At 68.0% G+C, this 25093-nt stretch carries 29 protein-coding genes; 13 read left to right on the plus strand and 16 right to left on the minus strand.

Features of this window, described 5'->3' with window-relative positions:
- Window positions 1-315 precede the first annotated feature (315 nt).
- On the minus strand, window positions 316-2091 hold the full coding sequence (ptsP, locus tag J2X20_RS28680) for a phosphoenolpyruvate--protein phosphotransferase (protein WP_310273062.1): 1776 nt from the start codon (window positions 2089-2091) through the stop codon (window positions 316-318).
- Window positions 2092-2206: 115 nt separating this feature from the next.
- Here ptsP and J2X20_RS28685 point away from each other — a divergent pair, with 115 nt between their 5' ends.
- Entirely contained in the window at window positions 2207-3013 is an 807-nt protein-coding gene (locus J2X20_RS28685; protein ID WP_310273065.1) for a GNAT family N-acetyltransferase, read from the plus strand.
- 5 nt (window positions 3014-3018) lie between these two features.
- Here J2X20_RS28685 and J2X20_RS28690 read toward each other — a convergent pair whose 3' ends face one another.
- From J2X20_RS28690 to J2X20_RS28700, 3 genes are read right to left on the minus strand one after another with little or no spacing between them, the layout of a single operon-like run.
- Window positions 3019-3288, minus strand: a complete 270-nt coding sequence (locus J2X20_RS28690; protein ID WP_056194300.1) for an HPr family phosphocarrier protein — start codon at window positions 3286-3288, stop codon at window positions 3019-3021.
- Complete coding sequence (locus J2X20_RS28695) at window positions 3285-3683, minus strand: PTS sugar transporter subunit IIA (protein ID WP_310273070.1); 399 nt, start codon at window positions 3681-3683, stop codon at window positions 3285-3287. The genes J2X20_RS28690 and J2X20_RS28695 overlap by 4 nt, the downstream gene beginning before the upstream one ends.
- A gap of 9 nt (window positions 3684-3692) precedes the next feature.
- Complete coding sequence (locus J2X20_RS28700) at window positions 3693-4181, minus strand: hypothetical protein (protein ID WP_310273072.1); 489 nt, start codon at window positions 4179-4181, stop codon at window positions 3693-3695.
- Window positions 4182-4228: 47 nt separating this feature from the next.
- Here J2X20_RS28700 and J2X20_RS28705 point away from each other — a divergent pair, with 47 nt between their 5' ends.
- The 3 genes from J2X20_RS28705 to J2X20_RS28715 all read left to right on the plus strand — a co-directional run bounded on the left by J2X20_RS28705 (window position 4229) and on the right by J2X20_RS28715 (window position 7264).
- Window positions 4229-5467: a CaiB/BaiF CoA transferase family protein gene (locus tag J2X20_RS28705; RefSeq protein ID WP_310273074.1), complete on the plus strand. Its 1239-nt coding sequence runs from the start codon at window positions 4229-4231 to the stop codon at window positions 5465-5467.
- A 140-nt stretch (window positions 5468-5607) separates the two neighbouring features.
- The gene (locus J2X20_RS28710; RefSeq protein WP_310273075.1) at window positions 5608-6756 is read left to right on the plus strand and encodes a hypothetical protein; all 1149 of its coding nucleotides are present in this window, start codon (window positions 5608-5610) and stop codon (window positions 6754-6756) included.
- Window positions 6757-6778: 22 nt separating this feature from the next.
- Window positions 6779-7264, plus strand: coding sequence for a TlpA family protein disulfide reductase (locus J2X20_RS28715; RefSeq protein ID WP_310273077.1), 486 nt, complete (start codon window positions 6779-6781; stop codon window positions 7262-7264).
- Here J2X20_RS28715 and J2X20_RS28720 read toward each other — a convergent pair.
- Window positions 7236-8117: an alpha/beta fold hydrolase gene (locus J2X20_RS28720; RefSeq protein WP_310273079.1), complete on the minus strand. Its 882-nt coding sequence runs from the start codon at window positions 8115-8117 to the stop codon at window positions 7236-7238. The two genes, J2X20_RS28715 and J2X20_RS28720, sit on opposite strands and share 29 nt — an antisense overlap.
- Window positions 8118-8218: 101 nt before the next feature.
- On the opposite strand from J2X20_RS28720, the gene J2X20_RS28725 reads away from it, so the two are divergent.
- Together J2X20_RS28725 and J2X20_RS28730 are read left to right on the plus strand one after the other, a co-directional pair.
- Entirely contained in the window at window positions 8219-9124 is a 906-nt protein-coding gene (locus J2X20_RS28725) for a LysR family transcriptional regulator (protein WP_310273197.1), read from the plus strand.
- 62 nt (window positions 9125-9186) lie between these two features.
- Window positions 9187-10170: an N-acetylmuramoyl-L-alanine amidase-like domain-containing protein gene (locus tag J2X20_RS28730; protein WP_310273080.1), complete on the plus strand. Its 984-nt coding sequence runs from the start codon at window positions 9187-9189 to the stop codon at window positions 10168-10170.
- Here the strand turns inward: J2X20_RS28730 and lipA are convergent, their stop codons facing one another.
- A complete protein-coding gene (gene lipA, locus J2X20_RS28735; RefSeq protein ID WP_310273082.1) occupies window positions 10171-11136 on the minus strand; it encodes a lipoyl synthase in 966 nt (321 codons plus the stop codon).
- A 10-nt stretch (window positions 11137-11146) separates the two neighbouring features.
- The gene (gene lipB, locus J2X20_RS28740; protein ID WP_310273084.1) at window positions 11147-11806 is read right to left on the minus strand and encodes a lipoyl(octanoyl) transferase LipB; all 660 of its coding nucleotides are present in this window, start codon (window positions 11804-11806) and stop codon (window positions 11147-11149) included.
- Window positions 11807-11862: 56 nt separating this feature from the next.
- Here lipB and J2X20_RS28745 point away from each other — a divergent pair, with 56 nt between their 5' ends.
- On the plus strand, window positions 11863-12492 hold the full coding sequence (locus J2X20_RS28745; RefSeq protein WP_310273088.1) for a tetratricopeptide repeat protein: 630 nt from the start codon (window positions 11863-11865) through the stop codon (window positions 12490-12492).
- Here the strand turns inward: J2X20_RS28745 and J2X20_RS28750 are convergent, their stop codons facing one another.
- The 6 genes from J2X20_RS28750 to J2X20_RS28775 are packed head-to-tail and all read right to left on the minus strand — an operon-like array spanning window position 12493 to window position 16442.
- On the minus strand, window positions 12493-12777 hold the full coding sequence (locus J2X20_RS28750) for a DUF493 family protein (RefSeq protein WP_310273090.1): 285 nt from the start codon (window positions 12775-12777) through the stop codon (window positions 12493-12495).
- Between the two features lie 10 nt (window positions 12778-12787).
- Entirely contained in the window at window positions 12788-13933 is a 1146-nt protein-coding gene (locus J2X20_RS28755; RefSeq protein WP_310273093.1) for a D-alanyl-D-alanine carboxypeptidase family protein, read from the minus strand.
- Between the two features lie 9 nt (window positions 13934-13942).
- Window positions 13943-14566, minus strand: coding sequence for an alpha/beta hydrolase (locus J2X20_RS28760; RefSeq protein WP_310273095.1), 624 nt, complete (start codon window positions 14564-14566; stop codon window positions 13943-13945).
- Window positions 14563-14889 (minus strand): (2Fe-2S) ferredoxin domain-containing protein, encoded by a 327-nt coding sequence (locus J2X20_RS28765; RefSeq protein ID WP_310273097.1) that lies wholly within the window; start codon window positions 14887-14889, stop codon window positions 14563-14565. The genes J2X20_RS28760 and J2X20_RS28765 overlap by 4 nt, the downstream gene beginning before the upstream one ends.
- Window positions 14890-14903: 14 nt before the next feature.
- The gene (locus J2X20_RS28770; protein ID WP_310273099.1) at window positions 14904-16004 is read right to left on the minus strand and encodes a VanZ family protein; all 1101 of its coding nucleotides are present in this window, start codon (window positions 16002-16004) and stop codon (window positions 14904-14906) included.
- 9 nt (window positions 16005-16013) lie between these two features.
- Complete coding sequence (locus J2X20_RS28775; protein WP_310273101.1) at window positions 16014-16442, minus strand: CopD family protein; 429 nt, start codon at window positions 16440-16442, stop codon at window positions 16014-16016.
- A 361-nt stretch (window positions 16443-16803) separates the two neighbouring features.
- On the opposite strand from J2X20_RS28775, the gene hemB reads away from it, so the two are divergent.
- Window positions 16804-17820, plus strand: coding sequence for a porphobilinogen synthase (hemB, locus tag J2X20_RS28780; RefSeq protein WP_310273103.1), 1017 nt, complete (start codon window positions 16804-16806; stop codon window positions 17818-17820).
- Window positions 17821-17824: 4 nt separating this feature from the next.
- Window positions 17825-18931 (plus strand): magnesium transporter CorA family protein, encoded by a 1107-nt coding sequence (locus tag J2X20_RS28785; protein ID WP_310273104.1) that lies wholly within the window; start codon window positions 17825-17827, stop codon window positions 18929-18931.
- A gap of 7 nt (window positions 18932-18938) precedes the next feature.
- On the opposite strand, the gene J2X20_RS28790 is transcribed toward J2X20_RS28785, so the two are convergent.
- From J2X20_RS28790 to J2X20_RS28800, 3 genes are all read right to left on the minus strand, one after another.
- The gene (locus tag J2X20_RS28790; RefSeq protein ID WP_310273105.1) at window positions 18939-19718 is read right to left on the minus strand and encodes a PEP-CTERM sorting domain-containing protein; all 780 of its coding nucleotides are present in this window, start codon (window positions 19716-19718) and stop codon (window positions 18939-18941) included.
- Between the two features lie 93 nt (window positions 19719-19811).
- On the minus strand, window positions 19812-20255 hold the full coding sequence (gene ybeY / locus J2X20_RS28795) for an rRNA maturation RNase YbeY (protein ID WP_310273107.1): 444 nt from the start codon (window positions 20253-20255) through the stop codon (window positions 19812-19814).
- On the minus strand, window positions 20252-21220 hold the full coding sequence (locus J2X20_RS28800) for a PhoH family protein (RefSeq protein WP_310273108.1): 969 nt from the start codon (window positions 21218-21220) through the stop codon (window positions 20252-20254). Before J2X20_RS28800 ends, ybeY begins: the two co-directional genes overlap by 4 nt.
- Before the next feature lie 113 nt (window positions 21221-21333).
- On the opposite strand from J2X20_RS28800, the gene J2X20_RS28805 reads away from it, so the two are divergent.
- Genes J2X20_RS28805 through ruvB form a run of 4 tightly spaced genes read left to right on the plus strand, consistent with a single transcriptional unit; the run spans window position 21334 to window position 25067 of the window.
- Window positions 21334-22746 (plus strand): sensor histidine kinase, encoded by a 1413-nt coding sequence (locus J2X20_RS28805; protein ID WP_310273109.1) that lies wholly within the window; start codon window positions 21334-21336, stop codon window positions 22744-22746.
- Between the two features lie 15 nt (window positions 22747-22761).
- Window positions 22762-23415, plus strand: a complete 654-nt coding sequence (locus tag J2X20_RS28810; RefSeq protein WP_310273110.1) for a response regulator transcription factor — start codon at window positions 22762-22764, stop codon at window positions 23413-23415.
- Between the two features lie 27 nt (window positions 23416-23442).
- Window positions 23443-24012, plus strand: a complete 570-nt coding sequence (gene ruvA, locus J2X20_RS28815) for a Holliday junction branch migration protein RuvA (protein WP_310273112.1) — start codon at window positions 23443-23445, stop codon at window positions 24010-24012.
- Complete coding sequence (gene ruvB / locus J2X20_RS28820; RefSeq protein WP_310273114.1) at window positions 24009-25067, plus strand: Holliday junction branch migration DNA helicase RuvB; 1059 nt, start codon at window positions 24009-24011, stop codon at window positions 25065-25067. The genes ruvA and ruvB overlap by 4 nt, the downstream gene beginning before the upstream one ends.
- Window positions 25068-25093 lie beyond the last annotated feature (26 nt).

Consider the following 25093-nt stretch of genomic DNA (forward strand, 5'->3'; position numbering starts at 1 on the left):
GAACCCGACTTCTCCAATCACCTCACCGCTAACTGCCGTTCCCGACAAGCGCTGCGTTGTGATCAGCGAAGCCCACGACTGTAGCACAGGTTTTTTTGGTTTCGCAAGCCTGATGACGATTTGATGTCATTGGCGCTTCGCCCCTCACCGCGCAAGGAGCCACACAACGCCGCGCCGCCTTGCATATGAGGATCCGGTTGGACCAGACCCGGCACAGCCCCTCGATTTCATATCCGACTGCTGCCGCTCCGAGAGCTATTTCTATCTACGCCCGTCCTGGGCTCGCTGCCGCCACGAGACGCGCATCTGCGCTGATCAATGAACAGCCACTGCGCCTCGGGCTCCAACCAATTCCTTTTCAGCCGCCGCCTGTGGGTCGTCGCTGTCCAAGATGGAAGGTAGTGCCGCAGCCAGCCGCTGCGCATCCGCACGCAGGACGCGCTGCTTGACGGCAGGAATCTGCGAGGGATGCATGGAGAAGCTGCGCAGACCCATGGCCAGCAACAACTCTGTGAAGACGGGATCCCCCGCCATCTCGCCGCAGACGCTGACCCCCTTGCCCGCCGCACGCGCCTGGGCGATGGACTGACTGATCAACTGCAGCACCGCTGGATGCCAGGGGTCGTACAGATGGGCGACGGCCTCGTCAGCACGGTCGATGGCCAGGGTGTACTGGATCAGGTCATTGGTGCCGATGGAGACGAAATCCACATGCCGCAGCAACAGCGGCAGCATGACGGCCGCTGCCGGAATTTCGATCATGACGCCCAGTTCCACCCGCGTGTAGGCATGGCCGGCGTCGGTCAGCTGCTGTTGAACCTTCTTGACGGTCTCAACAATTGCCCTCACCTCGCTGAGATGGGCCACCATCGGAATCAGCAGCCTGACCTTGCCATAGGCGCTCGCTCTATAGATGGCGCGCAACTGCTGGCGGAACATGCTGGGCTCGGCCAGGCTCCAGCGGATGGCGCGCAGGCCCATGGCGGGATTGAGCACATGCTCGTGGCGCAGCTCGTTCACGGTCAGCCGGTCCAGCGGCTTGTCGGCACCAACGTCCACCGTGCGGATGGTGACCGGCATGCCCTTCATCGCCTCGACCGCCGCCTTGTAGGCGACGAACTGCTCCTCTTCGCTCGGCAGCTCGCCATCTCGGTTCATGAAGAGGAATTCACTGCGGAACAGGCCCACGCCCGTGGCTCCCGACTCGACGGCGGCTTCCGCATCGGCCGGCATCTCGATGTTGGCGTGCAACTCGATGTGCTCGCCGTCAAGCGTGACGGCCGGCGTGTGGCGCAGCCGGGCCAGGCGCGCGCGCTCCAGCTCGCTCTGGCGCTGCCGGAAGCGGTATTCCTCCAGCACGATGGGTGACGGGTTGACGATGACGGTGCCGGCATCGCCGTCGATGATGACCCAGTCGTCCTGCATGATGAGGCGCGAGGCCTCCCGCGTCCCTACCACCGCCGGAATGTCCATGCTGCGGGCGACGATGGCGGTGTGCGAGGTCTTGCCGCCGATGTCGGTGATGAAGCCGCGGAAGACGCTGCGCTTGAACTGGATCATGTCGGCCGGCGCGATGTCGGCGGCCACCAGCAGCAGGGGGTCCTCGCCGCCGAAGTCGCGCGGCGTAACGGGCGTGGGCGTGTCCCCCTGCTCCTCGGCCAGCGCGCGCAGCACGCGTTCGACGACCTGTTCCAGGTCGGCCTTGCGTTCGCGCAGATAGTCGTCCTCCATCTCGTCGAACTGGCGGGCCAGCACTTCGAGCTGGGCGGACAGCGCCCATTCGGCGTTGTAGTGGCGGTCGATGATCCACTGGCTGGCGCTGCCGGTCAGGGCCTCGTCGTGCAGCAGCATCAGGTGGACGTCCAGCAAGGCGGCCAACTCGTGCGGCGCGTCGTCGGGAAGTTCGGCCTTCAGTGTCTCCAGCTCTTGCACGACAGCATCGCGCGCCCGCAACAGGCGCTCGATTTCCGGCTGGACCTCGCTGGGCGCCACAAAGTAGTGGGCCACGTCGACGCGGCTGGAAGCGACCAGCACGGCCCGCCCGATAGCGACGCCGCGTGAGACCGCAATGCCGAACACCTGGAAACTCATCAGCACCCTCCGCAGATCAATCCCCAATGTAGCCTGAGCCGCAAGGCCTTCGCGTCATGGTTTTTTCATAAGGGCTTCACCTCAGCGTCAAAACGCCGGCCCAGCATGGCGGGCCATGAACCGCAGTCTGATCCTGTCGCATGCGCTGCCGCATGCCCCCACGCAGCGCTCTGAGCGCTCCACTTCCTCCACCCGCCTCAGCGTCAGCTGGGCGTGCAGCGAGGCCGAGGTGCGCGAAGCCCAGGCGCTGCGCTACCAGGTCTTCGCCGTCGAGATGGGCGCCCGCCCGCCCACACCCAAGGATGCTCCGGCCGGACTGGACATCGACCTCTTCGACGCCTATTGCGAGCATGTGCTCGTGCGCGCCGGCGGCGAAGACGGTGAGCCCGGCCCCGTCGTCGGCACCTACCGCGTGCTGACGCCTTCTGCCGCCAAGCGCGCCGGCGGCCTGTACAGCGACACCGAGTTCGATCTCACCCGATTGCGCAATCTGCGCTCCCGCGTCGCCGAGATCGGCCGCTCCTGCGTGCACGCCGACCACCGCAGCGGTGGCGCCATCATTGCGCTGTGGGGCGCGCTGGCCGAATTCATGGCCCGCAATGGCCTGGACACCGTCATCGGCTGCGCCAGCGTCAGCATGCGCGACGGCGGCCATTTCGCGGCCAGCCTGTGGAAGCAGATCGCCGCCGAGCACCTCGCGCCCATCGACTGCCGGGTGCGCCCACGCCTGCCGCTGCCCATCGAGCATCTGCGCCAGGACCTGGTGGTGGAGCCGCCAGCCCTGATCCGCGGCTATCTGCGCTGCGGTGCCAAGCTGATGGGCGAGCCCGCCTGGGATCCCGACTTCAACACCGCCGACCTGCCGCTGCTGCTGCGCACGGCCGACCTGCCGGCGCGCTTTCGCCGCCTGGCCGGTGCCTGATCAGCTCACTGACCTTCGCCGAACTTGTCGTTGACGAGGGCGGTGATCTGGTCCTGGGCGGCCTGCTCGTCCTCGCCATCGGTCTCCAGCTCGACGGTTGCGCCGATGCCCGCGGCCAGCATCATGACGCCCATGATGCTCTTGGCGTTCACGCGCCGGCCGTTGCGGCTCATATAGACCTCGCACTTGAAGCTGCCGGCCAGCTTGGTCAGCTTGGCGGAGGCGCGCGCGTGAAGACCCAGCTTGTTGCTGATGGTGAGGGTGGACTTGATCATTCGTCGGGGGGCAAGGGAGGCGTGGCGACGATGCCGGTGATGGCGCCCTGCATGGCGCGCCTGGCCAACTCGGTCAAAGGTTTCTGGCTGGCATAGCAGAGGGTGCGCCACAGCATGGGCACGCTGACACCGCTGAGCACCTGGACCTGCTCGCCCGCCAGACGCTGGGCGCCATTGCTGGGCGTGGCGCCGAAGACGTCGGTTAGCACCAGCCATTCGGGCTGATCGGCCTTGGCCATCAAGGCGCGGGCGGCGGTTTCGACGTCCTCCGCATACATAGCGGTGTCGACATCCAGCACCGCCAGCGTCGGCGCGCAGTCGGGAAAGGTGTGCTCGGCCACCTGCCGCAGCGCGGAGGCCAGCGGCGCGTGGGCAATCACGAGCAGATTGGGCATGACGGCATGTTAGCGGGCGGCCTCGATGGCCAGTCCGGCGCGAAAGCTCTCCCATGCGGCAACATCGTCTGCGTCCGCCGTCATCACCGCCTGATAGACGCGCCCACCGTGGGCGAAGACGGCCACTCGCGCCACACCGGCGGTAGCAGCCAGCCGGTATTCGGCCGCCTCTGGCAGCGGTGTCATGCCCGGCACTTGCAGCGCCTGGGCCGGCGGCAGGGGCTGGCCCAACTTGGTCGCGAGGGATTGGGGCATGGCCTTCAGGGCCGCGCTGAGCTGGGTGGGGTCGGGCAGGTCGGCCCAGGACAGCGCAAAGCGCTTGCCCGCCGCCTCGCACTGGGCCAGGCCCTTGTCTTGGCGCTGGTCGATCTCGGGCTTGCAGGGAAACAGGGCGACGGCGCCCGACCCGGCCGGCCGGGCCTCGCGCCAGTTCAAGGCCGGCTGGCAAGCTACCAGCAGCAGCATTAGGGCAAATCCGGCGGTGGTACGGCAGGGCATGGCCGAATTATCGGCAGCGGCGCGAGGACAATTCCGCAATGCAAGAAATGCCCTCTTCTCAAGTCCCCCAGGCCCTTTCCGGCGTGCGCGTGCTGGACCTGTCCCGCGTGCTGGCCGGCCCCTGGTGCACCCAGACCCTGGCCGACCTCGGCGCCGACGTCATCAAGATCGAGCGCCCCGGCAGCGGTGACGACACCCGCGCCTGGGGCCCGCCCTATCTGAAGGACGCCGACGGCCACGACACCACCGAGGCAGCCTATTTCCTCGGCGCCAACCGCAACAAGCGCTCCCTGGCCGTGGACCTGTCCAAGCCCGAGGGCCAGGCCATCGTGCGCAAGCTGGCCGGCCAGGTGGACGTGCTCGTCGAAAACTTCAAGGTCGGCGACCTGGCCCGATACGGCCTGGACGCCCAGAGCCTGCTGGCCGAACACCCCGGCCTCGTCATCTGCTCCATCACCGGCTTCGGCCAGACCGGGCCTTATGCCGAACGCGCCGGCTACGACTACGCCGTGCAAGGCATGGGCGGGCTGATGAGCGTGACCGGCGAGCGCGATGACCTGCCCGGCGGCGGGCCGCAGAAGGTGGGCGTGGCCGTGTCCGATCTCTTCACCGGCATGTATGCCACCGTCGCCATCCTGGCCGCCCTGCGCCACCGCGACGCCACCGGCCAGGGCCAGCTCATCGACATGGCCCTGCTGGACACCCAGCTCGCCATGCTGGCCAACCTGGGCAGCAACTACCTTTGCAGCGGCAAGGCGCCCGGTCGCATGGGTAATGCCCACCAGAACATCGTGCCCTACCAGGTCTTCGAAGCCAGCGACGGCCATCTGATCCTGGCTGTCGGCAACGACCGCCAGTTCGCCAAGTTCTGCGACATCGCCGGCCGGCCCGACTGGGCCACCGACCCGCGCTTCGCCACCAACTCGGAGCGTGTGCGCAACCGCGCCGTCCTCGTGCCGCAGCTGGAAGAAGCCATCCGCCAACGCCCCCGCAACGACTGGCTGGCCGCCCTGGAGGCCGCCAAGGTGCCCTGCGGCTCGATCAACTCTATTGGTGAGGCGCTGGCCGACCCGCAGGCGCAGGCTCGCGGTGCCGTGGTTCCCATGCCCCACCCCTTGACCCCCGACCTGCGCCTCATCGCCAGTCCCATGAAGCTGTCGGCCACGCCCGTGACCTACCGCCACGCACCGCCGCTGTTGGGCCAGCACAGCGACGAGTTGCTGCGTGAAGCGGGCTGTTCTGCGGAAGAAATCACAGGCTGGCGTAACAACGGTGTCATTGCGTGAGGGCTAACCCACCCCCAACCCAAGGGTTTCCCCCTGGCTGCGGGATGGAGGTGGCACCGTCCTGTCCGCAGCATGCGCTCACGCACCGAGGTGGGCCGACCACCTAGAACCATCCGCCTCGGGTCCGCAGCCACCGGGTCATGTCCACACCGCCCTCTTCAGCGCCAATCAATGCCGCCAACGATGTCACGCCTGAGCCGACGCCGGTCCAGTGGGCGGACATCGTCCAGCAGCTGGGCGCCGAGATCGCCGGGCCGCTGAGTGCGGCGCTGGAGCAGATTCAGAACCTCGCCACCACCGGCCAGATCGACCGCCGCGGCCTGCGCCTGCTGCGCCGCAGTGTGGACGACGCCCGCACGGCCGGCATGCTGGGCCAGCAGCTGTCCCGCCTGGCCTCGGGCCGCCTGCGCCTGAACCGCGAGCGCCAGCACCTCACGCAGATGCTGCGCAGCGTGCTCGCCCAGCGTAGCCGCGAGACCCAGGCCCGCGGCGTGCAGGTGCGCCAGTCGCTCAAGCCGGTCGAGATCTGGGCCGACGGCGCCCTGCTCTTCGGCCTGCTGAACGCGCTGATGGACTGGGCCCTGGCCAATACGCATTCCTCCGTCGACCTGCGCCTGGACCTGACGCCCTGGCCGGTCAAGGCGCGGCTGAGCTGCCGCTTCGCGCACCGCTCGCTGGAGCTGCTGGGCGAAGACGCCGACCCGCATGCGCCGACGCCGGGGCTGGACTCGCTGGCCTGGCGCCTGCTGGAACAGACGGCCATCACCCTGGGCGTGCTGCCGTTGCGCGAGCAGGAGGCCGGCATCACGCTGCTGACGCTGGAATTCAACCAGCTCGCCCCGGACGAAGCGCCGCCACCGGACAGCACGAGCGCCCGGCTGGAGGCCGAGGCCGAACGCATGGGCGGCAATTCGCGTCCGCTGGCCGGTTGCCAGCTGCTCATCGTGTCGGCCCACCGCGAGATGCGCGCCGAGGCGCAAGCCGCCGTGCGCCATATGGGCATGCTGGTGGACGTGGTCGGCAGCGTGGCCGAGGCCGAACAGTTCTGCCGCGAAGGCCTGCCCCACGCCATGCTGTTCGACGCGGCGCAGATGAGCGAACCCCTGCTGCAGCTCATTGCCGGCGTCATGCGTGACGCGCCCGACTTCGCCTTCGTCGAGATGTTCGACGGCGAGCACCGCACCCAGCTGTCCACCGCCACCGGCGACGGCGTGGCCCGCATCTCGCGCCGCCACCTGCCCGACGCCCTGCCCTCGCTGCTGATGTTCGAGCTGGCCAAGAGGGTTTAGCGGCTTCTCTAGAATCCGCTCCATGTTGTCCCGCCGCGCCCTTGCCTGTGCCCTGATTTGCGCCGCCGCGTTGACGGGCTGCGCCCGCGAGCAGGCGCCCGCCGTCGACTATGTGCTGCTGAATGGCCAGAAGGCCAGTTCGAAGGACTGGCACGGCAAGGTCATGCTGGTCAACTTCTGGGCCACCAGCTGCGCGACCTGCGTGAAGGAGATGCCGCAGATCATCGCCACCCACGACAAGTTCAAGGCCCGCGGCCTGGACACCGTCGCCGTGGCCATGAGCTACGACCCGCCGGCCTTCGTCGCCAAATACGCCGAAACGCGCAAGCTGCCCTTTGGCGTGGCCATCGACAACACCGGCAGCGTCGCCCAGGCCTTCGGCTCGGTGCAGATGACGCCGACGACCTTCCTCATCAACAAGCGCGGCGAGATCGTCAAGCGCTTTGTCGGCGAACCCGACTTCGCCGCCCTGCACGGCCTCATCGAGCAGCTGCTGGCCGAAGCCTGAGCCCGTCGACGAAGGCGGCCATGCGGGCCGCGATGAAGTCGACCTCTTCCTCCAAGGCGAAGTGCCCGGTGTCGAGCAGATGCAGCTCGGCTTCGGGCAGGTCGCGCAGATAGGCCTCGGCGCCCGCCGCCGGGAAGAAGGCGTCGTTGCGCCCCCAGACGACAAGCGCCGGCGGCCGGTGCTGGCGCAGCCAGGCCTGCCAGGCCGGATAGCGCTCGACATTGCGGTGGTAGTCCAGGGCCAGGTCGACCTGGATGGCCTTGCGGCCGGGCAGGTCCAGGAAGTGCTGGTCGAGCAGCCAGCCCTCGGGGGCGATGCGCTCGGGCTCGCGCGTGCCGCCCAGGTACTGCATGCGGGTGACCTCGGCCGTCAGGATGCCCATGACGGCCTCCTCGGCGCCGGGCCGGCCGGGCCGCAGCGCGACCAAGTCGCGGGCCATGGGGCTCAGCCCTTCCTCGTAGGCATTGCCGTTCTGGATGACGAGGCCAGCCACCCACTCCGGGTGGCGTTCGGCCAAGCGCAGGCCGACGGGGGCGCCGAAGTCGAACAGATAGGCGACGAAGCGGTCCAGGCCCAGGGCCTGGCAGAAGCCTTCGACCACGTCGGTCAGGCTGTCGAAGCTGTAGGCGAACTCGGTCGCCGCTGGCGCATCGCTGAGGCCGAAGCCCGGGTAGTCGGGTGCTACGAGGTGATAGCGGTCGGCCAGGGCCTCCATCAGCTTCACGTATTGGCGCGACGACGACGGGAAGCCGTGCAGCAGCAAAAGCGTCGGCGCGTCGGCCGGGCCGGCCTCGCGGTAGAAAACGTTGAGGCCGTTGACCTTGATGTTGCGGTGGAAGATGGCTGGGGTCACGAGAGTTCTCCTTGGCGATGCCTCCAGAGTAAGAGCCGGACACGCCCGCCGGTAGCCGCGCTATCCTGCAAAGACTTTCCACTTTCAATGGAAGATCCGCCATCAGCACTCTCGCCGACGTCAATCTGAACCGCCTGGCCGTCTTCGTCGCCGTTGTCGAAGCCGGCTCGCTGAGCGCGGCAGCGCGGCGCCTGGGCATCGCGACGACCATGGTCAGCGCCCATATGCAGCGCCTGGAGCGCGAGGTCGGCGCCAGCCTGCTGCTGCGCACGACGCGCTCCCTGCGCCTGACCGAAGCCGGCGAAGGCTTCTACGAATCCACCCGCCAGATCGTGGCCGACGCCGAAGCGGCCATTGCCGCAGCCGCCGGCGACACGGCCGCACCGCGCGGGCGGCTGCGCGTGACGGCGCCGGTGGACTATGCCGAGCGCGTGCTGGCGCCCGTCGCCGTCGCGCTGCGGCAGCGCCACGCCGAGTTGCAGATCGAAGTGCTGGCCGTGGACCGGCCGCTGGATCTGGTCGCCGAGCAGATCGACGTAGCCGTGCGCATCGGCGAGCTGGCCGACTCGGAGCTGCGTGGCACGCGCGTCGGCCGCTTCGGCAAGTGCATCGTCGCCAGCCCGGACCTGCTGGCAGGCCGGCCGGCGCCCGCGCGGCCCGAGGACCTGGCCACGCTGCCCTTTGTCGCGCTGTCCGTGTTGGCCCAGCCCTTGAGCTTCACTTTCAGCGCCGCCGGCGAAGCCGAGCAGACCGTGCGCTTCCAGGTCGCCCTGGCCATGAACACCGCCTCGGCCGTTCGCAGCGCGGCCCTCGCCGGCGGCGGCCTGTGCGTGCTGCCCGACTATCTCGTCGCCGACGACCTCGCCGCCGGCCGCCTTGTCGCCCTGCTGCCTGGCTGGTGCCTGCCCGAGGGCGGCATCCATGCCCTCTACCCGGCCGCCCGCCAGCCGCCACGCAAGACCCGCGTGCTGATCGAAGCCCTGCAGGCGCGGGCCGAGCAACCCTGACGTTATGACCGCCCCACAAGCTCTCATGAGCGGAGCACGGGCGGCGGATAGACACTGGCGCAATGCACAAGACTCTTGTCGCCCTCTCCCTGCCGCTACTGCTCGCGGCCTGTGCCCATCAGCCGCTGCCGCTGCCCGAGCCGGCGCGCATCGAACCGACGGCGACGCAGCTGGAATCGGCCCGCAAGGTCGGCCTGGACGCCACCGAGCTGGCCAGTCTGCTCAACAAGCCCCTGTACAAGATGCAGCCGGCCGAGGTCGGCCGCTTCCTGGCCTTCGAGCAGCTGGACCAGCCGAGCCTGCGCCAGCGCGTCGCGGCCCTGGCGCGCAAGAACATCGGCCAGCCCTACGAGCTCTTCCTGCTCGGCGAATTCCCCTACGAGACCTATGACGCCCAGCCGCTGTTCGACCTGAGCAAGAGCGACTGCGTCGTCTTTGCCGAGCACACCTACGCAATGGCGCTGAGCGCGTCCTGGGCGGAGTTCTTCTGGGTGCTGCAGCGCATCCGCTACCGCGACGGCATCATCGGCGTGGCCACGCGCAACCACTACACCGAGGCCGACTGGAACCTGGCCAATCGCTGGCTGGTGCAGGACGTGACCGCCGCGCTGGGCGCGCCCACCCAGGCCTACCACCAGCGCATCGACCGCCAGGCCTTTCTGAAGAAGCAGTTCAAGATCCAGCGCGACATCCCGGTGCAGAACTTCGACGATGTCTACGTCGCCAAGCAGGACGTGGCCGCCATCGAGGCCCAGCTGCAGGACGGTGACTTCGTCAACATCATCTCCAGCCGCGCTGGCGAAGCCTGGGCCTCGCATGTCGGCCTCATCGTCACCGGCGCTGACGGCTCGCGGCATCTGCTGCATTCGGCCGAACCGCAAGTTCGCGAGGAGACGCTGCAGGGTTTCATCGCCCGCATGGCCGAGCGCGATGCGCGCCAAGCCGGGCAGAACAAGCCGCGGCTCGCCGGCTTCAAGTTCCTGCGCCTGAACGACGCGCCAGAGCCGCCACCGATGGCGCCGCAGCCGCGGCCGCAGCGGTCCTGATCAGGCTGCGGTCGGGTTCAATGCCGCGTGGGCCTGCTCGTCCGCGTGGTAGCTGGAGCGCACCATCGCGCCGACGGCCGCGTGCGTGAAGCCCAGCTCATAGGCTTCCTTCTCGAATTGCTTGAAGGCGTCCGGCGTCACATAGCGGCGCACCGGCAGGTGATGGCCGGACGGCGCCAGGTACTGACCGATGGTGATCATGTCGATGTTGTGCGCCCGCATGTCGCGCATGACCTGGCGGATCTCGTCGTCGGTCTCGCCCAGGCCGACCATGATGCCGCTCTTGGTCGGCACGCCCGGCACTTCTTCCTTGAAGCGCTTCAGCAGGTTGAGGCTGAACTCGTAGTCCGAGCCCGGGCGCGCTTCCTTGTACAGGCGCGGCGCGGTCTCGAGGTTGTGGTTCATCACGTCAGGCGGCGCGGCCTTCAGGATGTTGAGCGCGCGGTCGGCACGGCCACGGAAGTCGGGCACCAGCACCTCGATCTGCGTCGTCGGGCTCAGCTCGCGAACCTTGGTGATGCACTCGGCGAAGTGGCCGGCGCCACCGTCCTTGAGGTCGTCACGGTCGACGCTGGTGATGACGACGTACTTCAGCTTGAGCGCCGCAATCGTCTTGGCCAGATTCAGCGGCTCATCGACGTCCAGCGGGTCGGGCCGGCCGTGGCCGACGTCGCAGAAGGGGCAGCGGCGGGTGCACTTGTCACCCATGATCATGAAGGTGGCCGTGCCCTTGCCGAAGCATTCGCCGATGTTCGGGCAGCTGGCTTCCTCGCAGACGGTGTGCAGCTTGTGCTCGCGCAGGATCTGCTTGATCTCGTAGAAGCGGGTGGTCGGCGAGCCGGCCTTGACGCGGATCCAGTCGGGCTTCTTCAGCACCTCGGCCGGCACGATCTTGATCGGGATGCGGGACGTCTTGGCCTCGGCCTTTTGCTTGATCGTCGGGTCGTAGGTCGTCGTGTCGGACATGGTCGGGCCGTCAAGGCTGCAATTGGGCCGAGAGTCGCTCGGCGAGCCGGCCGGCCGCGGTCGGCCAGTCGGTGAAAACCCCGATTTTATCGAGAGACGTGGTTTCCAGGCCTTCGTATCCGCAAGGGTTGATGCGGAGAAAGGGTTCCAGGTCCATGGCCACGTTCAGCGCGAGGCCGTGATAGGTGCAGTGGCGGCTGACCTTGATGCCCAGGGCGGCGATCTTGGCCAGGCCGCTGAACCCCTGGATGGGACCGGTCAGCGCCGCGTGGGCGCCAGGGTCGCCGGGGCGCACATAGATGCCCGGCGCGCCGCCGACGCGCAGGCCGGTCACGCCATAGCCGTCCAGGGTCTGGATGATGGCCGTCTCCAGGCGGAAGACGTATTCCTTGACGAAGATGCCGAGGCGCCGCAGATCGACGAGCGGGTAGGCCGTCACCTGGCCGGGGCCGTGATAGGTCACCTGGCCGCCGCGCTCGGTGGCGACGACGGGGATGTCGCCCGGGCCCAGCAGATGCTCGGGCTTGCCGGCCAGGCCTTGCGTGAAAGTGGGCGGATGCTCACACAGCCAGAGCTCGTCGGGCGTGTCGGCATCGCGCGCCGCCGTGAAGGCGCGCATGGCCTCCAGCGTGGGCAGGTAATCGACCCGCCCGAGGGTCTTGACGATCATGCAGGCATCATAGGCAGGCGCTGTAAGCCTTCGCTTGCCCAAGTCGACTGGACCCGATGAAGACTCCACTGATTGCTGCTCTCCTGCTCGCCGCCTCGCTGGCTCAAGCCGCGTCCCTGTCCGATGCCTTGACCGCCTATGACGAGGGCGACTTGAAGACCGCGGCCAAGGGCTTTGCCGATTCGGCCCAACGCGGCGAGCCGCTGGGTCAGTTCAATCTGGCGATGATGAATCTGCGCAAGGAACTGCCCGGCGCCAGCGACGCCAAGGCCTGGCAGCTGCTGCAGCGCGCGGCGGCCCAGAAGCTGGCCCTGGCCGAGAACGCGCTGGGCGAGATGATCGAGCAAGGCCGCCACGGCAAGCCCGACCCGAAAGCCGCCTGCGGCTGGTTCGAGCGTGCCGCCGAGCAGGGCAATGGCGACGGCGCCCTGGCCACCGCGACCTGCTACTACCTCGGCCGCGGCCGGGCGCAAGACCTCGCCCAGGCCCATCGCTGGTATCTGGAAGCGGCCAAGGCCGGCGATGTCGGCGCCCAGTACATCGTCGCGTCGATGTTCGAGACCGGATCGGGCGTGGAGTCGGATGCGCGGCTGGCGCGCTACTGGTACGACGTCGCCGCGAAGAACGGCGACGACGCGGCCAAGGCCAAGCTCAAGGCAATGCGGGACGCGGAGGCGTCGAGCTGATCAGAGCACGACCTTGACCATCGGGTGCGTGGTCAGGGTACGGTAGATCTCGTCGAGCTGCTCGCGGCTGGTGGCCGTGATGGTGATGGTCAGGCCCAGGTAGTTGCCACCCTTGCTCGGGCGTTGCTCGATGGTGGAGGCGTCGAAGGCCGGGTCGAACTGGCGCGCCACATGGGCGATGGCCTCGACGAAGCCCTCGACATGGGCGCCCATGACCTTGATCGGGAACTGCGAGGGGTACTCGATCAGCGATTGCTCGGGCGGGATGTCGGGCGGCAGGTTCATCGGGGCGACCTCACTTGATCCAAAGGCGCAGGGAGTCCCAGGCTCGGCCGAGCAGGCCGGAGCCTGGCACGGCTTCCTGCACGACCAGCGGCACTTCGGCCACCGGCGTGCCCGCAGCTGTCGTCACGCGCAGGGTGCCGACGCGCTGCCCCTTGTTCAGTGGCGCGACCAGCGGGTCGGTGCGCTCGACCTGGGTCTGCAGCTTGGTGGCATCGCCATGCGGCACGGCAACGTAGATGGCGTCAGCGGCACCGAGCTTGGCTTCCTTGGCTTCGCCCTTCCAGACCGGCACGGTGGCGATGGCCTTGCCGGCGTCGAAGATCTTGACCGCGTCATAGGCCGTGTAGCCCCAGTTCAGCAGCTTCTGGCTTTCGTTGGCACGGGCTTCCCTGGAGGTCGTGCCCATGACGACGGACAGCAGGCGGCGCTTGCCATTGGGAAACTCGCGATTGGCGCTGGCCACCAGGCAGTAGCCGGCGGCCTCGGTGTAGCCGGTCTTCATGCCGTCCACGGTCGGGTCGCGGCGCAGCAGCAGGTTGCGGTTGTCCTGGCGGATCTTGTTGTAGGTGTAGTCGCGCTGCGAGTAGTAGGCGTAGTACTCGGGGAAGTCCGTGATGATGTGGGCGGCCACCGTCGCGATGTCGCGGGCGCTGCTCTTGTGGCCGGGCTCGCTCGTGCCGGTCACGTTCTTGAACTCGGTGTTCTTCAGGCCCCAGGCCTGGGCCTGGCGGTTCATCAGCTGCACGAAGTTCTCGACCGAACCGGCCGCGCCTTCGGCCAGGACCACGGCGGCGTCGTTGCCGCTCTGGATGATGAGGCCATGCAGCAGCTCATCGACCTTGGGCGTCATCGTCGTGTCGATGAACATCAGCGAGGGATCGCCCTTGCGCTCGTCCCAGGCGCGCTTGGACACCGGCAGGGTCTGCTCCAGCGTCAGCTTCTTGTCCTTCAGCGCACCGAAGACGACATAGGCCGTCATCAGCTTGGTCAGCGAGGCCGGGTCCTGGGCCGTGTCGGCGTCGCGCTCGGCCAGGGTCTTGTGCGTGGTCAGGTCGATCAGCACATAGTTGCGGGCGGCGAGTTCGGGCGGCTGGGGCGCCTGGGCCTGGGCGGTCAGGGACAGCGCGGCAAAGAGGCAAGCAAGCAGTCGTTTCATCGAATCGGATCAGGCGCGCGCCGGGTCGAAGGCACGCACCACCAAGGACTTCAGCAGTGGCAGCTGCCCGTGGAAGAAATGGCCCACGCCGGGCACGACAATGACGGGCAGGCTCTGCGGGCGCGCCCAGTCGAGCACGGCCTGGAGGGGCACCACGTCATCGACCTCGCCGTGGATGACCACGGTGTCGGCCGGCACGGGGGCGGTGTCGAAGCGGCTGGTCGCGGGGCCGACGAGGACGAGGCGCTGGGCCGGCTCGGTGATGCGCTGAGCAGCCCGCGAGGCGACATAGCCGCCAAAGGAAAAGCCCGACAGGATCAGCGCCTCGCCAGGGGGGCGCACGGCCTCGAGCACGGCGATCGCGTCATCGACCTCGCCGCGGCCTTCGTCCCAGCCGCCTTGCGATTGCCCGATGCCGCGGAAGTTGAAGCGCACCGCGCGCCAGCCGAGCTGGATGAAGGCACGCGCCAGGGTCTGCACGACCTTGTTGTCCATGGTCCCGCCCTGGGTCGGGTTGGGATGGCAGATCAGGGCCGTACCCAACAGCGTGGTGCCGTCGGGTGGCAGGTCGATGGCCACCTCGATCTGGCCGGCCGGGCCAGGGACGAGGCGCTTCTCGGTCTGGGCGTTCATCGGCCGACAGAATCCGGCAGCACCAGGCGCTGGACGACCTGGCCATCGCGCAGATGGCTTTCGACGATCTCGTCGATGTCGCTCTGGTCGACCCAGGAATACCAGACGGCCTCGGGGTAGACGACGGCGACCGGGCCACCGGCACAGCGGTCCAGGCAACCCGCCTTGTTGACCCGCACGCCGCCCTTGCCGGCCAGGCCTAGCTGCTTGACGCGGGACTTGCAGTGATCGAAGCCGGCTTGCGCGTCATGGTCGGCGCAACTGGCCTCGCCATTGGTGCGCTGGTTCAGGCAGAAGAAGACGTGGCGCTCGTAGTAACTCATCACCGGCGATTGTCTCATTGGGGTTTCTGCACGAGGCGGGCGGCAAGCCACAGGAGTGCAACGAAAGGCCATGTCCAGGCCACCCAGCGCGTCAGCCCGTAAAGGTTGACGAAGCGGCCATGCTCCCAGGCCTGCATGTTCAGCGTCAGATAAGGGTCGCTGGGCGCGATGCTGATGAGGCCGATCAGCGCGCACAGCACGAACAGGCCCAGCGCCGCGGCGACGCGCGATGGCAACAGGCAGGCCAACAGGGCCAGCATGACGCCCAGGCCAACGCCGGGCCGCGTCGCGTCGCTGAGCCAGGCCCAGGCGTGATCGGGCCCGAAGGCCATGGCCGTCGACGTCGCCGTGCCGAGCAGGCCCAGCAGCACGGCGCCACCGGCCAGGGCCAGGCGGCGCAGGCCGGGGCGGGCGACGGTGATCATCAGCAGCACCGGCGCGAGCAGGCCCAGCGCGATCGCCAACGCCTCCAGGCCCGGCGGCAGTTCATGCTCGATGGTGACGGCGTCGCCCCAGTTCAGCGCCCAGGGGGTGCCGGTCAGGGCGTCCAGCAGCAGTTCGCGCCACCAGGGCAGCCATTGGCCGAGGCCGAAGGGCAGAGGCGTCGGATACAGCAGGGCCAGCGGCCACAACAGCAGCAGGGCCAGGGCCGGCGCGCTGCTGGCGCCGAACCAGTGGTCGCGCACATCCTCCCAGCGCTCCAGGCCACCCAGCGCACTGAGCACCAGGCCCAGGACCGCACCCAGCGTGCTACCCACGGAATTCAGAGTCCAGTCCGACAGCGAAGGCACCCGACCCGGCACGAAAAACTGCAGGGACTCCATCGCAAAGGACAGCAGCGGCCCCGGCAGCAGGCCCAGCAGCAGTCCACCACGAAGGCCCCAGCCGGAGCGCATCGCCGCCGCGAAGCCGAGCAGGCCCAGCGGGATATAGCCGATCAGGTTGGCCTCGACGTCGAAGGCCCAGAAGCGTCCCGGCCAGGGCAGGCTGAACAGCCAGGGCAGGCCCATGCCCGGCGGCCAGCGCCAAGGCCAGAAGGGATAGAGGCTGGCGTAGATGACCAGGCCCATATGGGCCAGCAGCAGCCAGGTCGCGGAGCTTTGGCGGCGACGCACTTCCTTGCCTCAGAAGGGCTTGACGGTCACCAGGATGACGATGGCCGCAAAGAGCAGCACGACCGTCTCGTTGTAGACGCGGAACCAGCGGTGGCTGCGCTTGTTGGACAGCTCCTCGAAGCTGCGCAGCAGGCGGCGGTTCATGTGGTGATAGCCGATGACGCCGACGACGAACAGCAGCTTGGCATGCAGCCAGTAGCTGCCGGCAAAACGCCCGGCGCCAAAGCCCAGCCAGACCCACAGGCCGAGCAGCAGGGCCACGCCCATCAGGATGCTCGTGAAGCGGTGCAGCTTGTGCGCCATCAGCAGCAGGCGCTCACGCTCGGCATGGCTGTCGGCCGGCACCATGGCCAGGTTGACGAAGATGCGCGGCAGATAGAACAGGCCGGCAAACCAGGCGGCGACGAAGACGATGTGAAAGGCTTTGACCCAGAGCATCCGGGCATTATGGGCAGTCGCCGGAGCCTTCAGGTGGGGCGAGCCCGCCAAGGCTCCATCGGGCTTCGCAACATGGGGCCGAAGGACCCCGGCGCTTCAGCGCCGAGCGGCTTGCATCGCAAGACGCATGTTGCGTGACCGATAAAAAAAGCCCCGGTTCAAGACCGGGGCCGAGAAAGCCTTATCGCTGTCATCACGCTAAGGCTCCTGCTCAGGGAGGAAAAGCAGGGAATGACCACCTTGCGGCTATCATTCGAGAACCAGTTTAGCGCGCTTGAGCGGTGACGTCAGGAATAAATGACGTCTGGATGTGTCAACCATCACGCGCCGGGCCGCACCCCCCGCAGCCTGAGGATTCGAATTGGCACGCTCTGTTTTTCCCTCCTCCGCCTTCCCCGCGGCGCGCCCGCGCCGCCTGCGCCGCGACGCCTTCACGCGCGCCCTGGTGCGCGAGCATTCGCTCAGCGCCAGCGACCTCATCCTGCCGGTTTTCATCCATGAGGGAGAGAACCGCCTGGACGCCGTGGCGTCCATGCCGGGCGTGTCGCGTCAGAGCCTCGATCATTTGTTGCGCACGGCCGAGCAATGCGTCGAGCTGGGCGTTCCCGTCATCGCCCTCTTCCCCGTCATCGATGCATCGCTGAAGACGCCCGACGGGGCCGAAGCACTGAACCCGAACGGCCTTGTGCCGCGCGCGGTGCGCGAGGTAAAAAAACATTTCCCCCAGCTCGGCCTGCTGACCGACGTGGCCCTGGACCCCTTCACCAGCCACGGCCAGGACGGCGTCATCGACGAGACCGGCTACATCATCAATGACACGACAGTGGAGATCCTGGCCCGCCAGGCCCTGGTGCAGGCCGAGGCCGGCGTCGACATCGTCGCGCCCAGCGACATGATGGATGGCCGCATCGGCGCCATCCGCCAGGCGCTCGAGGCCGCCGGCCATATTCACACGCGCATCATGGCCTACAGCGCCAAATACGCGAGCAGCTTCTACGGTCCCTTCCGCGACGCCGTCGGATCGGCTGCCAACCTCGGCAAGGCTGACAAGAAGACCTACCAGATGGACCCCGGCAACAGCGACGAAGCCCTGCGCGAGGTGGCCCTGGACCTGGCCGAGGGGGCCGACATGGTCATGGTCAAGCCCGGCCTGCCTTATCTGGACATCGTGCGGCGCGTGAAGGACGAGTTCCGCGTGCCGACCTTCGCCTACCAGGTCAGCGGCGAGTACGCCATGGTCAAGGCCGCCGCCGCCAATGGCTGGCTGGACCATGACGCCGTCATGATGGAGTCGCTGCTGGCCTTCAAACGCGCCGGTGCCGATGGCGTGCTGAGCTATTTCGCGCTGGACGCCGCCCGGCTGCTGAAGAAGGGCTGAGCCGGTGCGGGTCTTCCACATCCTGCCGGACAGCTTCCAGGAGCTGGCGGCCCTGCCCGAGGCCCTGCCGGAGCGCGGCTTCCTGTGGCTGGGCTATGGCCGGCGCGAGTTCGAGGTCGGTGAAGGGGCCGCGCAGCAGGCCCTGTCGCGCTGGGGCTGCGGCAATATCGTCGACCTGCATGTCTCCGACCTGATCAACAACCAGCTGCCCTCGCACTTCGACTACACGTCCTGGTACGACATGCTGGTGTTCCGCCGCCTGGCCGCGGCACCGGGCAGCCAGGACCTCTTCGTCGACGACGAGCACGGCACCCTGGCCTCCGCCCAGCGCGCCCTGCGCGCCATCGACACCAGCCCGGTCGGCTTTGCCGTCTTCGACCGCGTGCTGGTCACCGTGCACCCGACCGACTGCCAGGTGCGCGAGTTCTTCGCCCAGAAGCTGGACCGCCTCATCGAAGGGCGCGAGAAAGCCCCGGCGCGCGGCAGCGCCCGCCTGCCGGCCAGCCCGGCCGACCTGATGCTGCGCATGGTCAACCACATGGTGGACAGCTATCTGGAGCTGCGCCGTCTGCTGACCCGCCAGCTCGGCACCCTGCAGCGCGTGCTGCTGGACCAGAGCAGCGAGTTCGACGACTGGCCCCTGCTGCTGGAAAGCCGCGACGCCCTGCATCGGCTGGAAGACACCTGCGAAGACCAGCGCGCCGCCATCCAGGAGTGGATAGACGCGCTGGACGAATGGCCGAGCGATGGCGACCCCCAGGTCACGCGCGAGCGTGAGCTGCTGCGGGTGCGCTCTCGCGACGTGCTGGAGCATGTGGAGCGCGTGCTGACCCATGTGCGCCGGCTGGAGTCCTCGGCCGAGTCGGCCGTGCAGATGCACTTCAGCGCCCTGGGCCATCGCACCAACAGCATCATGCGCACGCTGACGGTGCTGACGGCCATCTTCCTGCCGCTCAACCTCATCACCGGCATCTTCGGCATGAACTTCGAGTGGATGCCGCTGATCAAGAACGCCAACGGCTTCTGGGATGCCGCCCTGCTGATGGTGGCCGTGGCGCTGGGGCTGTGGTTCCTGTTCCGTCGCAAGCGCTACCTGAGCAGCAGCCGCTAGCAGGACCTCAACGCAGGCGGCGACGCGCGATGGTCAGGATGACGCCCAAGCCGCCCAGCAGCAGCGCGGCCGTCTCGGGCTCGGGCACGGCGGCCGTCGTCGCGATGACGTTGGAGCTGCCACGCAGGCAGGCACCGCCGCCCGGACATTCGGCCGGATAGAGGGGCTGCAGCGCCGTGAACGAGGAACCGAGCTGCACATCGGCCGCGCCGCCGCCAAAGACCGCGGCGATGCCATTGGTGTTGAAGTAGGTGTTGGCCGTGCCGCCGGCCGCCGTGTCGACGTCCATCAGCCCGGTGCTGAAGCCCGTCGGGCTGGTCGTGCCGATGCCCACGCCGGTCGCGACGAAGGTGTTGCCCGCTGCATCGACCGCATGGCCCTTCAGCGACAGCAGCAGCGTGCCGTTGCTCGCCTCGGCCAGGTCGCCTGCCGAGCCGCCGGCATTCAGCGTCGTGAAGTCGTTGTCGGCACCGAAACCGGCATAGACCTTCAACCAGCCGCCGCTGAAGCGGATCTCGCTGGAGCTGACCGACGCGACCGTGTAGCCACCGAAGACATAGGTCAGCTCGCAGCCCGAGCACAGGCTGGAGACGGCCTGCGAGTTGATGGAATCGATCTTGCCGTAGCCGCCCAGGGTGTCGCCGATGCCCAGCGGCACGTTCTGGTAGGTCTGGGTGGCCGCAAAGATCTGGCCCAGCGGGATGTCCACCCCGGAGATCACGACGGCTTGGGCAGCGCTTGCAGCCAGGAGGCCGGCGGCAGCAGCGAGACGGAACAGCTTCAGCATGAGAGGCTCCCGAGCAAATCGCGACGGAAGCGCAAACATACTCGCCGGCCGCCCGGCCTGTCCACAGCGGCGCCCCCCTAGGACCGTGGGCCTTCAGCGCGCGTAGGGGTCTCGGAAGCCCAGCGCCGTCAGGATCTCGGTTTCCCGCGCCTCCATGCACTCGGCCTCGTCGTCGGCCTCGTGGTCATAGCCCTGGGCGTGCAGGGTGCCGTGAACCAGCATGTGGGCATAGTGGTCCAGCAGCGGGATGCCCATCTCGGCGGCCTCCTTCTCCACGATCTCGGCGCAGATGACGAGGTCGGCGCCGACGACGGGCTCGTGGGCATAGTCGAAGGTCAGCACATTGGTGGCGTAGTCCTTGCCGCGGAAGTCGCGGTTCAGTGTGCGGCCCTCCTCGGCGTCGACGATGCGCACGGCGATCTCGCCGGGCAGCTCCAGCGCCGCGCGGATGAAGCGCTGCACCTTGTGGCGCGGCAGCAGGGCGCGATGGCGCGGATCGGCGAACTGCAGGGACAGGCTCAAGTCGGGCTTGCTCATGCTTCCCTCGCCTCGCGCTTGGCGCGCGCTTCATAGGCCTCGACGATGCGGGCCACCAGCGGATGGCGCACGACATCGGCGCTGGTGAAGCGCGTCATCGCAATGCCCTTGACCTTGGCCAGCACATGCTCGGCGTCGATGAGGCCAGACTGCACGCCGCGCGGCAGGTCGATCTGGCTGGTGTCGCCGGTGACGACGCAGCGGCTGCCGAAGCCGATGCGGGTCAGGAACATCTTCATCTGCTCGGGCGTCGTGTTCTGGGCCTCGTCGAGGATGACGAAGGCGTGGTTGAGCGTGCGCCCGCGCATGAAGGCCAGCGGCGCGACCTCCAGCTGCCCCTTCTCAAAGGCCTTGGTGACGCGGTCGAAACCGAGCAGGTCGTAGAGAGCGTCGTAGAGGGGGCGCAGATAGGGGTCGACCTTCTGCGTCAGGTCGCCGGGCAGGAAACCCAGGCGTTCGCCGGCCTCGACGGCCGGACGGGTGAGGATGATGCGCTGCACCGTCGAGCGCTCCAACGCGTCCACGGCGCAGGCCACGGCGAGGAAAGTCTTGCCGGTGCCGGCGGGGCCGAGGCCGAAGGTGATGTCGTGGGACAGGATCTGCTGCAGATACTGATGCTGGCGCGGCGTGCGGGCCGACAGGTCGGCGCGGCGGGTGCGCAGCACCAGCGGGCCCTCTTCGCCGGGCTTGGGCGCCGGCTTGTCCAGCGGCGCCTTGGCCTCGACGAGGGCCAGCTGCAGGGTCTCGGCCGACAGGGGCCGCCGGGCGCGTTCGTACAGCCCTTCCAACAGGGCCTGGGCGCGCTCGGCCGCCGCCTTGGCACCGTTGACGCGGAACTCGGCGTCGCGGCGCGTGATCTTCACGCCGAAGGCCGCCTCGATCTCGCGCAGATGGGCGTCCAGGCTGCCGCAGACGCGGGCCAGGCGCGTGTTGTCGACCGGTTCGAGGGTGAAGCGCAGGATCACGATGGGTGGAAACGAAAGTGGTCGCGGATTGTCGCCGCCCATCGTGCAAAGAGGCGCCCCGTGGGTGCATTCCCGGCCCGTGACCCGCGGGCGCTCACGCACAATGCCGCCCCATGACGTCACCGATCGCGCCGAGGGCCACCAGGGCTCGGCGCCTGCCCCTTTTCCTGCTGCTGTCCGCCACCCTGCTCTGTCCGGCCGCCGCCCAGGCCCAGGCCTTCGCCGGACCGGACTGGACGGCCACGCTGCGTGGCTGGATGGCCGCCATGCTGGCCCTGATGGCCACCGTCGTCGGTCTGGTTTCCAGCCTGCACCACCGCGAGCGCCCGGCCAGCTTCCTGATCGGCATGATGCTGAGCTGGGTCGTGCTGCGCGCCGCCGCCGCCCCCAGCGCGGCCGGGCTGAGGCCGCTGCTGCTGACCCTGCTGGTGCTGTGCGGCGTCCAGTACCTGCTGCGCCAGATGAACTGGAAGCGCAGCTGGATCGACCATGCGCTGTTGATCCAGTGCCTGGTGGTGCCGGCCAGCCTGCTGCTGACGGGCGGCCAGGTCGGCTTTCTCGGCGCCCTCTGGCAGGCGGTCCTGAGCCTGGAGCTGGTGGCCGCCATGGGCTGGGCGCTGTGGCTGCGCCGCGAGCGCCTGAAGACCGGTGCCGACGAGGCCCAGTCGCGCGAGTTCGTGCTGATGGCGGCCCTGCTGCTGCCGACCATGGCTGCCCTGGTCCTCGAGAGGCTGCTGGCCGCGACCAGCGAATCACTGTGGACGACAGCCGCGCCCTGGTTGAACCTGATGCTGCCGGTACTGATGCTGGGCCTGGGCCTGCAGCTGGTGAACAGCGTCGCCCACGCGCGGGTGGATGCCGAGCGGCATGTCGCGGCACTCGAGCAGCGCATGAACGAGCGCATCGCCGAAGTCGAGCGCAGCCACAGCCAGCTGGCCGAGCAGAAGCTAGAACAGGTCACCGAGCGCGAGCGCAAGCGCATCGCCGCCGACCTGCACGACGACCTCGGCGCCAAGCTGCTGACCATCGTGCACACCAGCGAGTCGGACCGCATCTCCACGCTGGCCCGCGAGGCGCTGGAGGAGATGCGCCTGTCGGTGCGCGGCCTGACCGGCAAGCCGGTGCACCTCATCGACGCCCTGGGCGACTGGCGGGCGGAGGTCGTTTCACGCCTGGGCCAAGCCAACATCCTGGCCGAATGGAAGTCGCCGGCCGAGGACATCGAGCACACCTTCCAGGCCCGCTCCTATGTGCAGACGACGCGCATCCTGCGCGAGTCGGTGTCCAACATCATCAAGCACAGCGGCGCAACTCATGCGACGATTTCGAGCGCGGTGCAGGACGGCGACTTCATCCTGACCATCCAGGACAACGGCCAGGGCATTCCGTCCGAACTGGACGGAAGGTTGGACAGAGGCCACGGGATGGCGAGCATGAAATCACGCGCCAAGCAGATGCATGGCCAATGCCTGGTTGAATCCGGCCCTGGCTGGGGTACTGTGATCCGTCTGACGATTCCGCTGTAGATTGCCGAGGCCCCCATGAACCACATCCTGCTGCTCGAAGACATCCCGGAGATCCGCGCCTGGCTCAAGGCGCTGGTCAAGCAGGTGTTTGCCAACGCCCAGATCACCGAGTGCTCGCGCGTCCAGGACGCCCTGGCCCTGGTCAACGGCCAGCGCTTCACGCTGGCGCTGCTGGACCTGGGCCTGCCCGACGGCTCGGGCGTCGAGGTCATCGCCGCCCTGCGCGAGAAGCAGCCCGAGGTGCAGTCGGTCATCGTCACCATCCATGACGACGACGAGCACCTCTTCCCCGCCCTGCAGGCCGGCGCCTTCGGCTATCTGCTGAAGGAACAGTCGCGCGAGCTGCTGGTCGAACAGCTGCAGCGCATGAGCCAGGGCGAGCCGCCGTTGTCGCCGTCCATCGCGCGCAAGGTCATCGCCTATTTCGCGGCGCAAGCCAAGCCCAGCTCCCAAGCCCTGCTGCACGAGGTGTCGCTGACCGACCGCGAGACCGAAGTGCTGCTGCGGGTGGCCAAGGGCTTCACGCTGCCGGAGATCGGCGTGCAGCTCGGCCTGAGCCGCCACACCATTGCCGACTATGTGAAGCAGATCTATCGCAAGCTCAATGTGAGCTCGCGTGCCGAGGCAGCGCTCGAAGCGCAGCGCCTCGGGTTGTTCGGCAGGAACTAGGCCAGGCTCGGCCCGGATAATGGGCCCATGATTGGAAGACTCAGCGGCGTCATCGCCGAAAAATCGCCTCCACAGGTAGTGATTGATGTGGCCGGCGTCGGCTACGAGGTGGATGTGCCGATGAGCACCTTCTTCAACCTCGGCGGCCTGGGTGAACGAGCGGTGCTGCTCACCCATCTGACCGTGCGGGAAGACGCGCACCAGCTGTTCGGCTTCCTCACCCACGAGGAGCGCGCCACCTTCCGCATGCTGATCAAGATCAGCGGCATCGGGCCCAAGATGGCCCTCGGCCTGCTGTCGGGCCTGTCCGTCGCGGAGCTGGCGCAAGCCGTGTCCCAACAGGAGATCGGCCGGCTGACCAAGGTGCCGGGCATCGGCAAGAAGACGGCCGAGCGCCTGCTGCTGGAGTTGAAAGGCAAGCTGGGTGCCGACCTCGCCCTGCCGGCAGCCGTCGCCAACGACGCCCAGGGCGACATCCTGCAGGCCCTCGTGGCACTGGGTTACAGCGAAAAGGATGCCGCCGCCGCGCTGAAGGTTCTGCCGCCCGACGTCGGCGTCAGTGAGGGCATCAAGCTGGCATTGAAGAAGCTGACATGAGCATCCAGACTGACGACTTCGCGCCGGCGCCCCGCATCGTCAGCGCCGCGCCCGAATCCAGTCGCGAAGAGGCGATGGAACGCGCGCTGCGGCCCAAGCATCTCGATGAATATGTCGGCCAGGCCAAGGCCAGGGAGCAACTGGAGATCTTCATCGGCGCCGCCCGCAAGCGTCGCGAGGCCCTGGACCATGTGCTGCTGTTCGGCCCGCCGGGCCTGGGCAAGACGACGCTCTCGCACATCATCGCGGCCGAACTGGGCGTCAACCTGCGCCAGACCTCCGGTCCGGTGCTGGAAAAGCCCAAGGACCTGGCCGCCATCCTGACCAATCTCGAGAAGAACGACGTCCTCTTCATCGACGAGATCCATCGCCTCAGCCCGGTCGTCGAGGAAATCCTTTACCCGGCGCTGGAGGACTACCAGATCGACATCATGATCGGCGAAGGCCCCGCGGCACGCTCGATCAAACTGGACCTGCAGCCCTTCACGCTGGTGGGTGCCACAACGCGCGCCGGCATGCTGACCAACCCGCTGCGCGACCGCTTCGGCATCGTCGCGCGGCTGGAGTTCTACACACCCGCCGAACTGCAGCGCATCGTGACGCGTTCGGCTGGCTTGCTGGGCGCACCCATAGACGCCGACGGCGCACTGGAGATCGCCCGGCGCTCGCGCGGCACGCCCCGCATCGCCAACCGCCTGCTGCGCCGCGTGCGCGACTACGCCGAGGTCAAGGCCGACGGCCGCATCGTCGCCGGCATTGCCGACAAGGCCCTGGCCATGCTGGACGTCGATCCCCAAGGCTTCGACCTGATGGATCGCAAGCTGTTGGAGGCCGTCGTGCACCGCTTCGACGGCGGCCCGGTCGGCCTGGAGAACGTCGCCGCCGCCATCGGCGAGGAGGCCGGCACCATCGAGGACGTCATCGAGCCCTATCTGATCCAGCAGGGATTCCTGCAGCGCACGCCGCGCGGCCGCGTCGCGACGCTGGCGGCCTATCGGCATCTGGGCCTGACGCCGCCCGGCAGCAGGAACTCACCCGACCTGTTCGGCGAGTAAGCAGCGGTCCGCTATGAAATACCCAT

Origin of the sequence: Roseateles saccharophilus (genome assembly GCF_031458095.1) — a bacterium.
Classification (GTDB): Bacteria; Pseudomonadota; Gammaproteobacteria; order Burkholderiales; family Burkholderiaceae_C; genus Pelomonas; species Pelomonas saccharophila_A.

Bases quoted from the DNA above. Each gene is read 5' to 3' on its own strand.
- ptsP (WP_310273062.1), bottom strand. From the start codon at position 2,091: ATGAGTTTCCAGGTGTTCGGCATTGCGGTCTCACGCGGCGTCGCTATC.
- J2X20_RS28685 (WP_310273065.1), top strand. From the start codon at position 2,207: ATGAACCGCAGTCTGATCCTGTCGCATGCGCTGCCGCATGCCCCCACG.
- J2X20_RS28690 (WP_056194300.1), bottom strand. From the start codon at position 3,288: ATGATCAAGTCCACCCTCACCATCAGCAACAAGCTGGGTCTTCACGCG.
- J2X20_RS28695 (WP_310273070.1), bottom strand. From the start codon at position 3,683: ATGCCCAATCTGCTCGTGATTGCCCACGCGCCGCTGGCCTCCGCGCTG.
- J2X20_RS28700 (WP_310273072.1), bottom strand. From the start codon at position 4,181: ATGCCCTGCCGTACCACCGCCGGATTTGCCCTAATGCTGCTGCTGGTA.
- J2X20_RS28705 (WP_310273074.1), top strand. From the start codon at position 4,229: ATGCCCTCTTCTCAAGTCCCCCAGGCCCTTTCCGGCGTGCGCGTGCTG.
- J2X20_RS28710 (WP_310273075.1), top strand. From the start codon at position 5,608: ATGTCCACACCGCCCTCTTCAGCGCCAATCAATGCCGCCAACGATGTC.
- J2X20_RS28715 (WP_310273077.1), top strand. From the start codon at position 6,779: ATGTTGTCCCGCCGCGCCCTTGCCTGTGCCCTGATTTGCGCCGCCGCG.
- J2X20_RS28730 (WP_310273080.1), top strand. From the start codon at position 9,187: ATGCACAAGACTCTTGTCGCCCTCTCCCTGCCGCTACTGCTCGCGGCC.
- lipA (WP_310273082.1), bottom strand. From the start codon at position 11,136: ATGTCCGACACGACGACCTACGACCCGACGATCAAGCAAAAGGCCGAG.
- lipB (WP_310273084.1), bottom strand. From the start codon at position 11,806: ATGATCGTCAAGACCCTCGGGCGGGTCGATTACCTGCCCACGCTGGAG.
- J2X20_RS28745 (WP_310273088.1), top strand. From the start codon at position 11,863: ATGAAGACTCCACTGATTGCTGCTCTCCTGCTCGCCGCCTCGCTGGCT.
- J2X20_RS28750 (WP_310273090.1), bottom strand. From the start codon at position 12,777: ATGAACCTGCCGCCCGACATCCCGCCCGAGCAATCGCTGATCGAGTAC.
- J2X20_RS28755 (WP_310273093.1), bottom strand. From the start codon at position 13,933: ATGAAACGACTGCTTGCTTGCCTCTTTGCCGCGCTGTCCCTGACCGCC.
- J2X20_RS28760 (WP_310273095.1), bottom strand. From the start codon at position 14,566: ATGAACGCCCAGACCGAGAAGCGCCTCGTCCCTGGCCCGGCCGGCCAG.
- J2X20_RS28765 (WP_310273097.1), bottom strand. From the start codon at position 14,889: ATGAGTTACTACGAGCGCCACGTCTTCTTCTGCCTGAACCAGCGCACC.
- J2X20_RS28775 (WP_310273101.1), bottom strand. From the start codon at position 16,442: ATGCTCTGGGTCAAAGCCTTTCACATCGTCTTCGTCGCCGCCTGGTTT.
- J2X20_RS28790 (WP_310273105.1), bottom strand. From the start codon at position 19,718: ATGCTGAAGCTGTTCCGTCTCGCTGCTGCCGCCGGCCTCCTGGCTGCA.
- ybeY (WP_310273107.1), bottom strand. From the start codon at position 20,255: ATGAGCAAGCCCGACTTGAGCCTGTCCCTGCAGTTCGCCGATCCGCGC.
- J2X20_RS28805 (WP_310273109.1), top strand. From the start codon at position 21,334: ATGACGTCACCGATCGCGCCGAGGGCCACCAGGGCTCGGCGCCTGCCC.
- J2X20_RS28810 (WP_310273110.1), top strand. From the start codon at position 22,762: ATGAACCACATCCTGCTGCTCGAAGACATCCCGGAGATCCGCGCCTGG.
- ruvA (WP_310273112.1), top strand. From the start codon at position 23,443: ATGATTGGAAGACTCAGCGGCGTCATCGCCGAAAAATCGCCTCCACAG.
- ruvB (WP_310273114.1), top strand. From the start codon at position 24,009: ATGAGCATCCAGACTGACGACTTCGCGCCGGCGCCCCGCATCGTCAGC.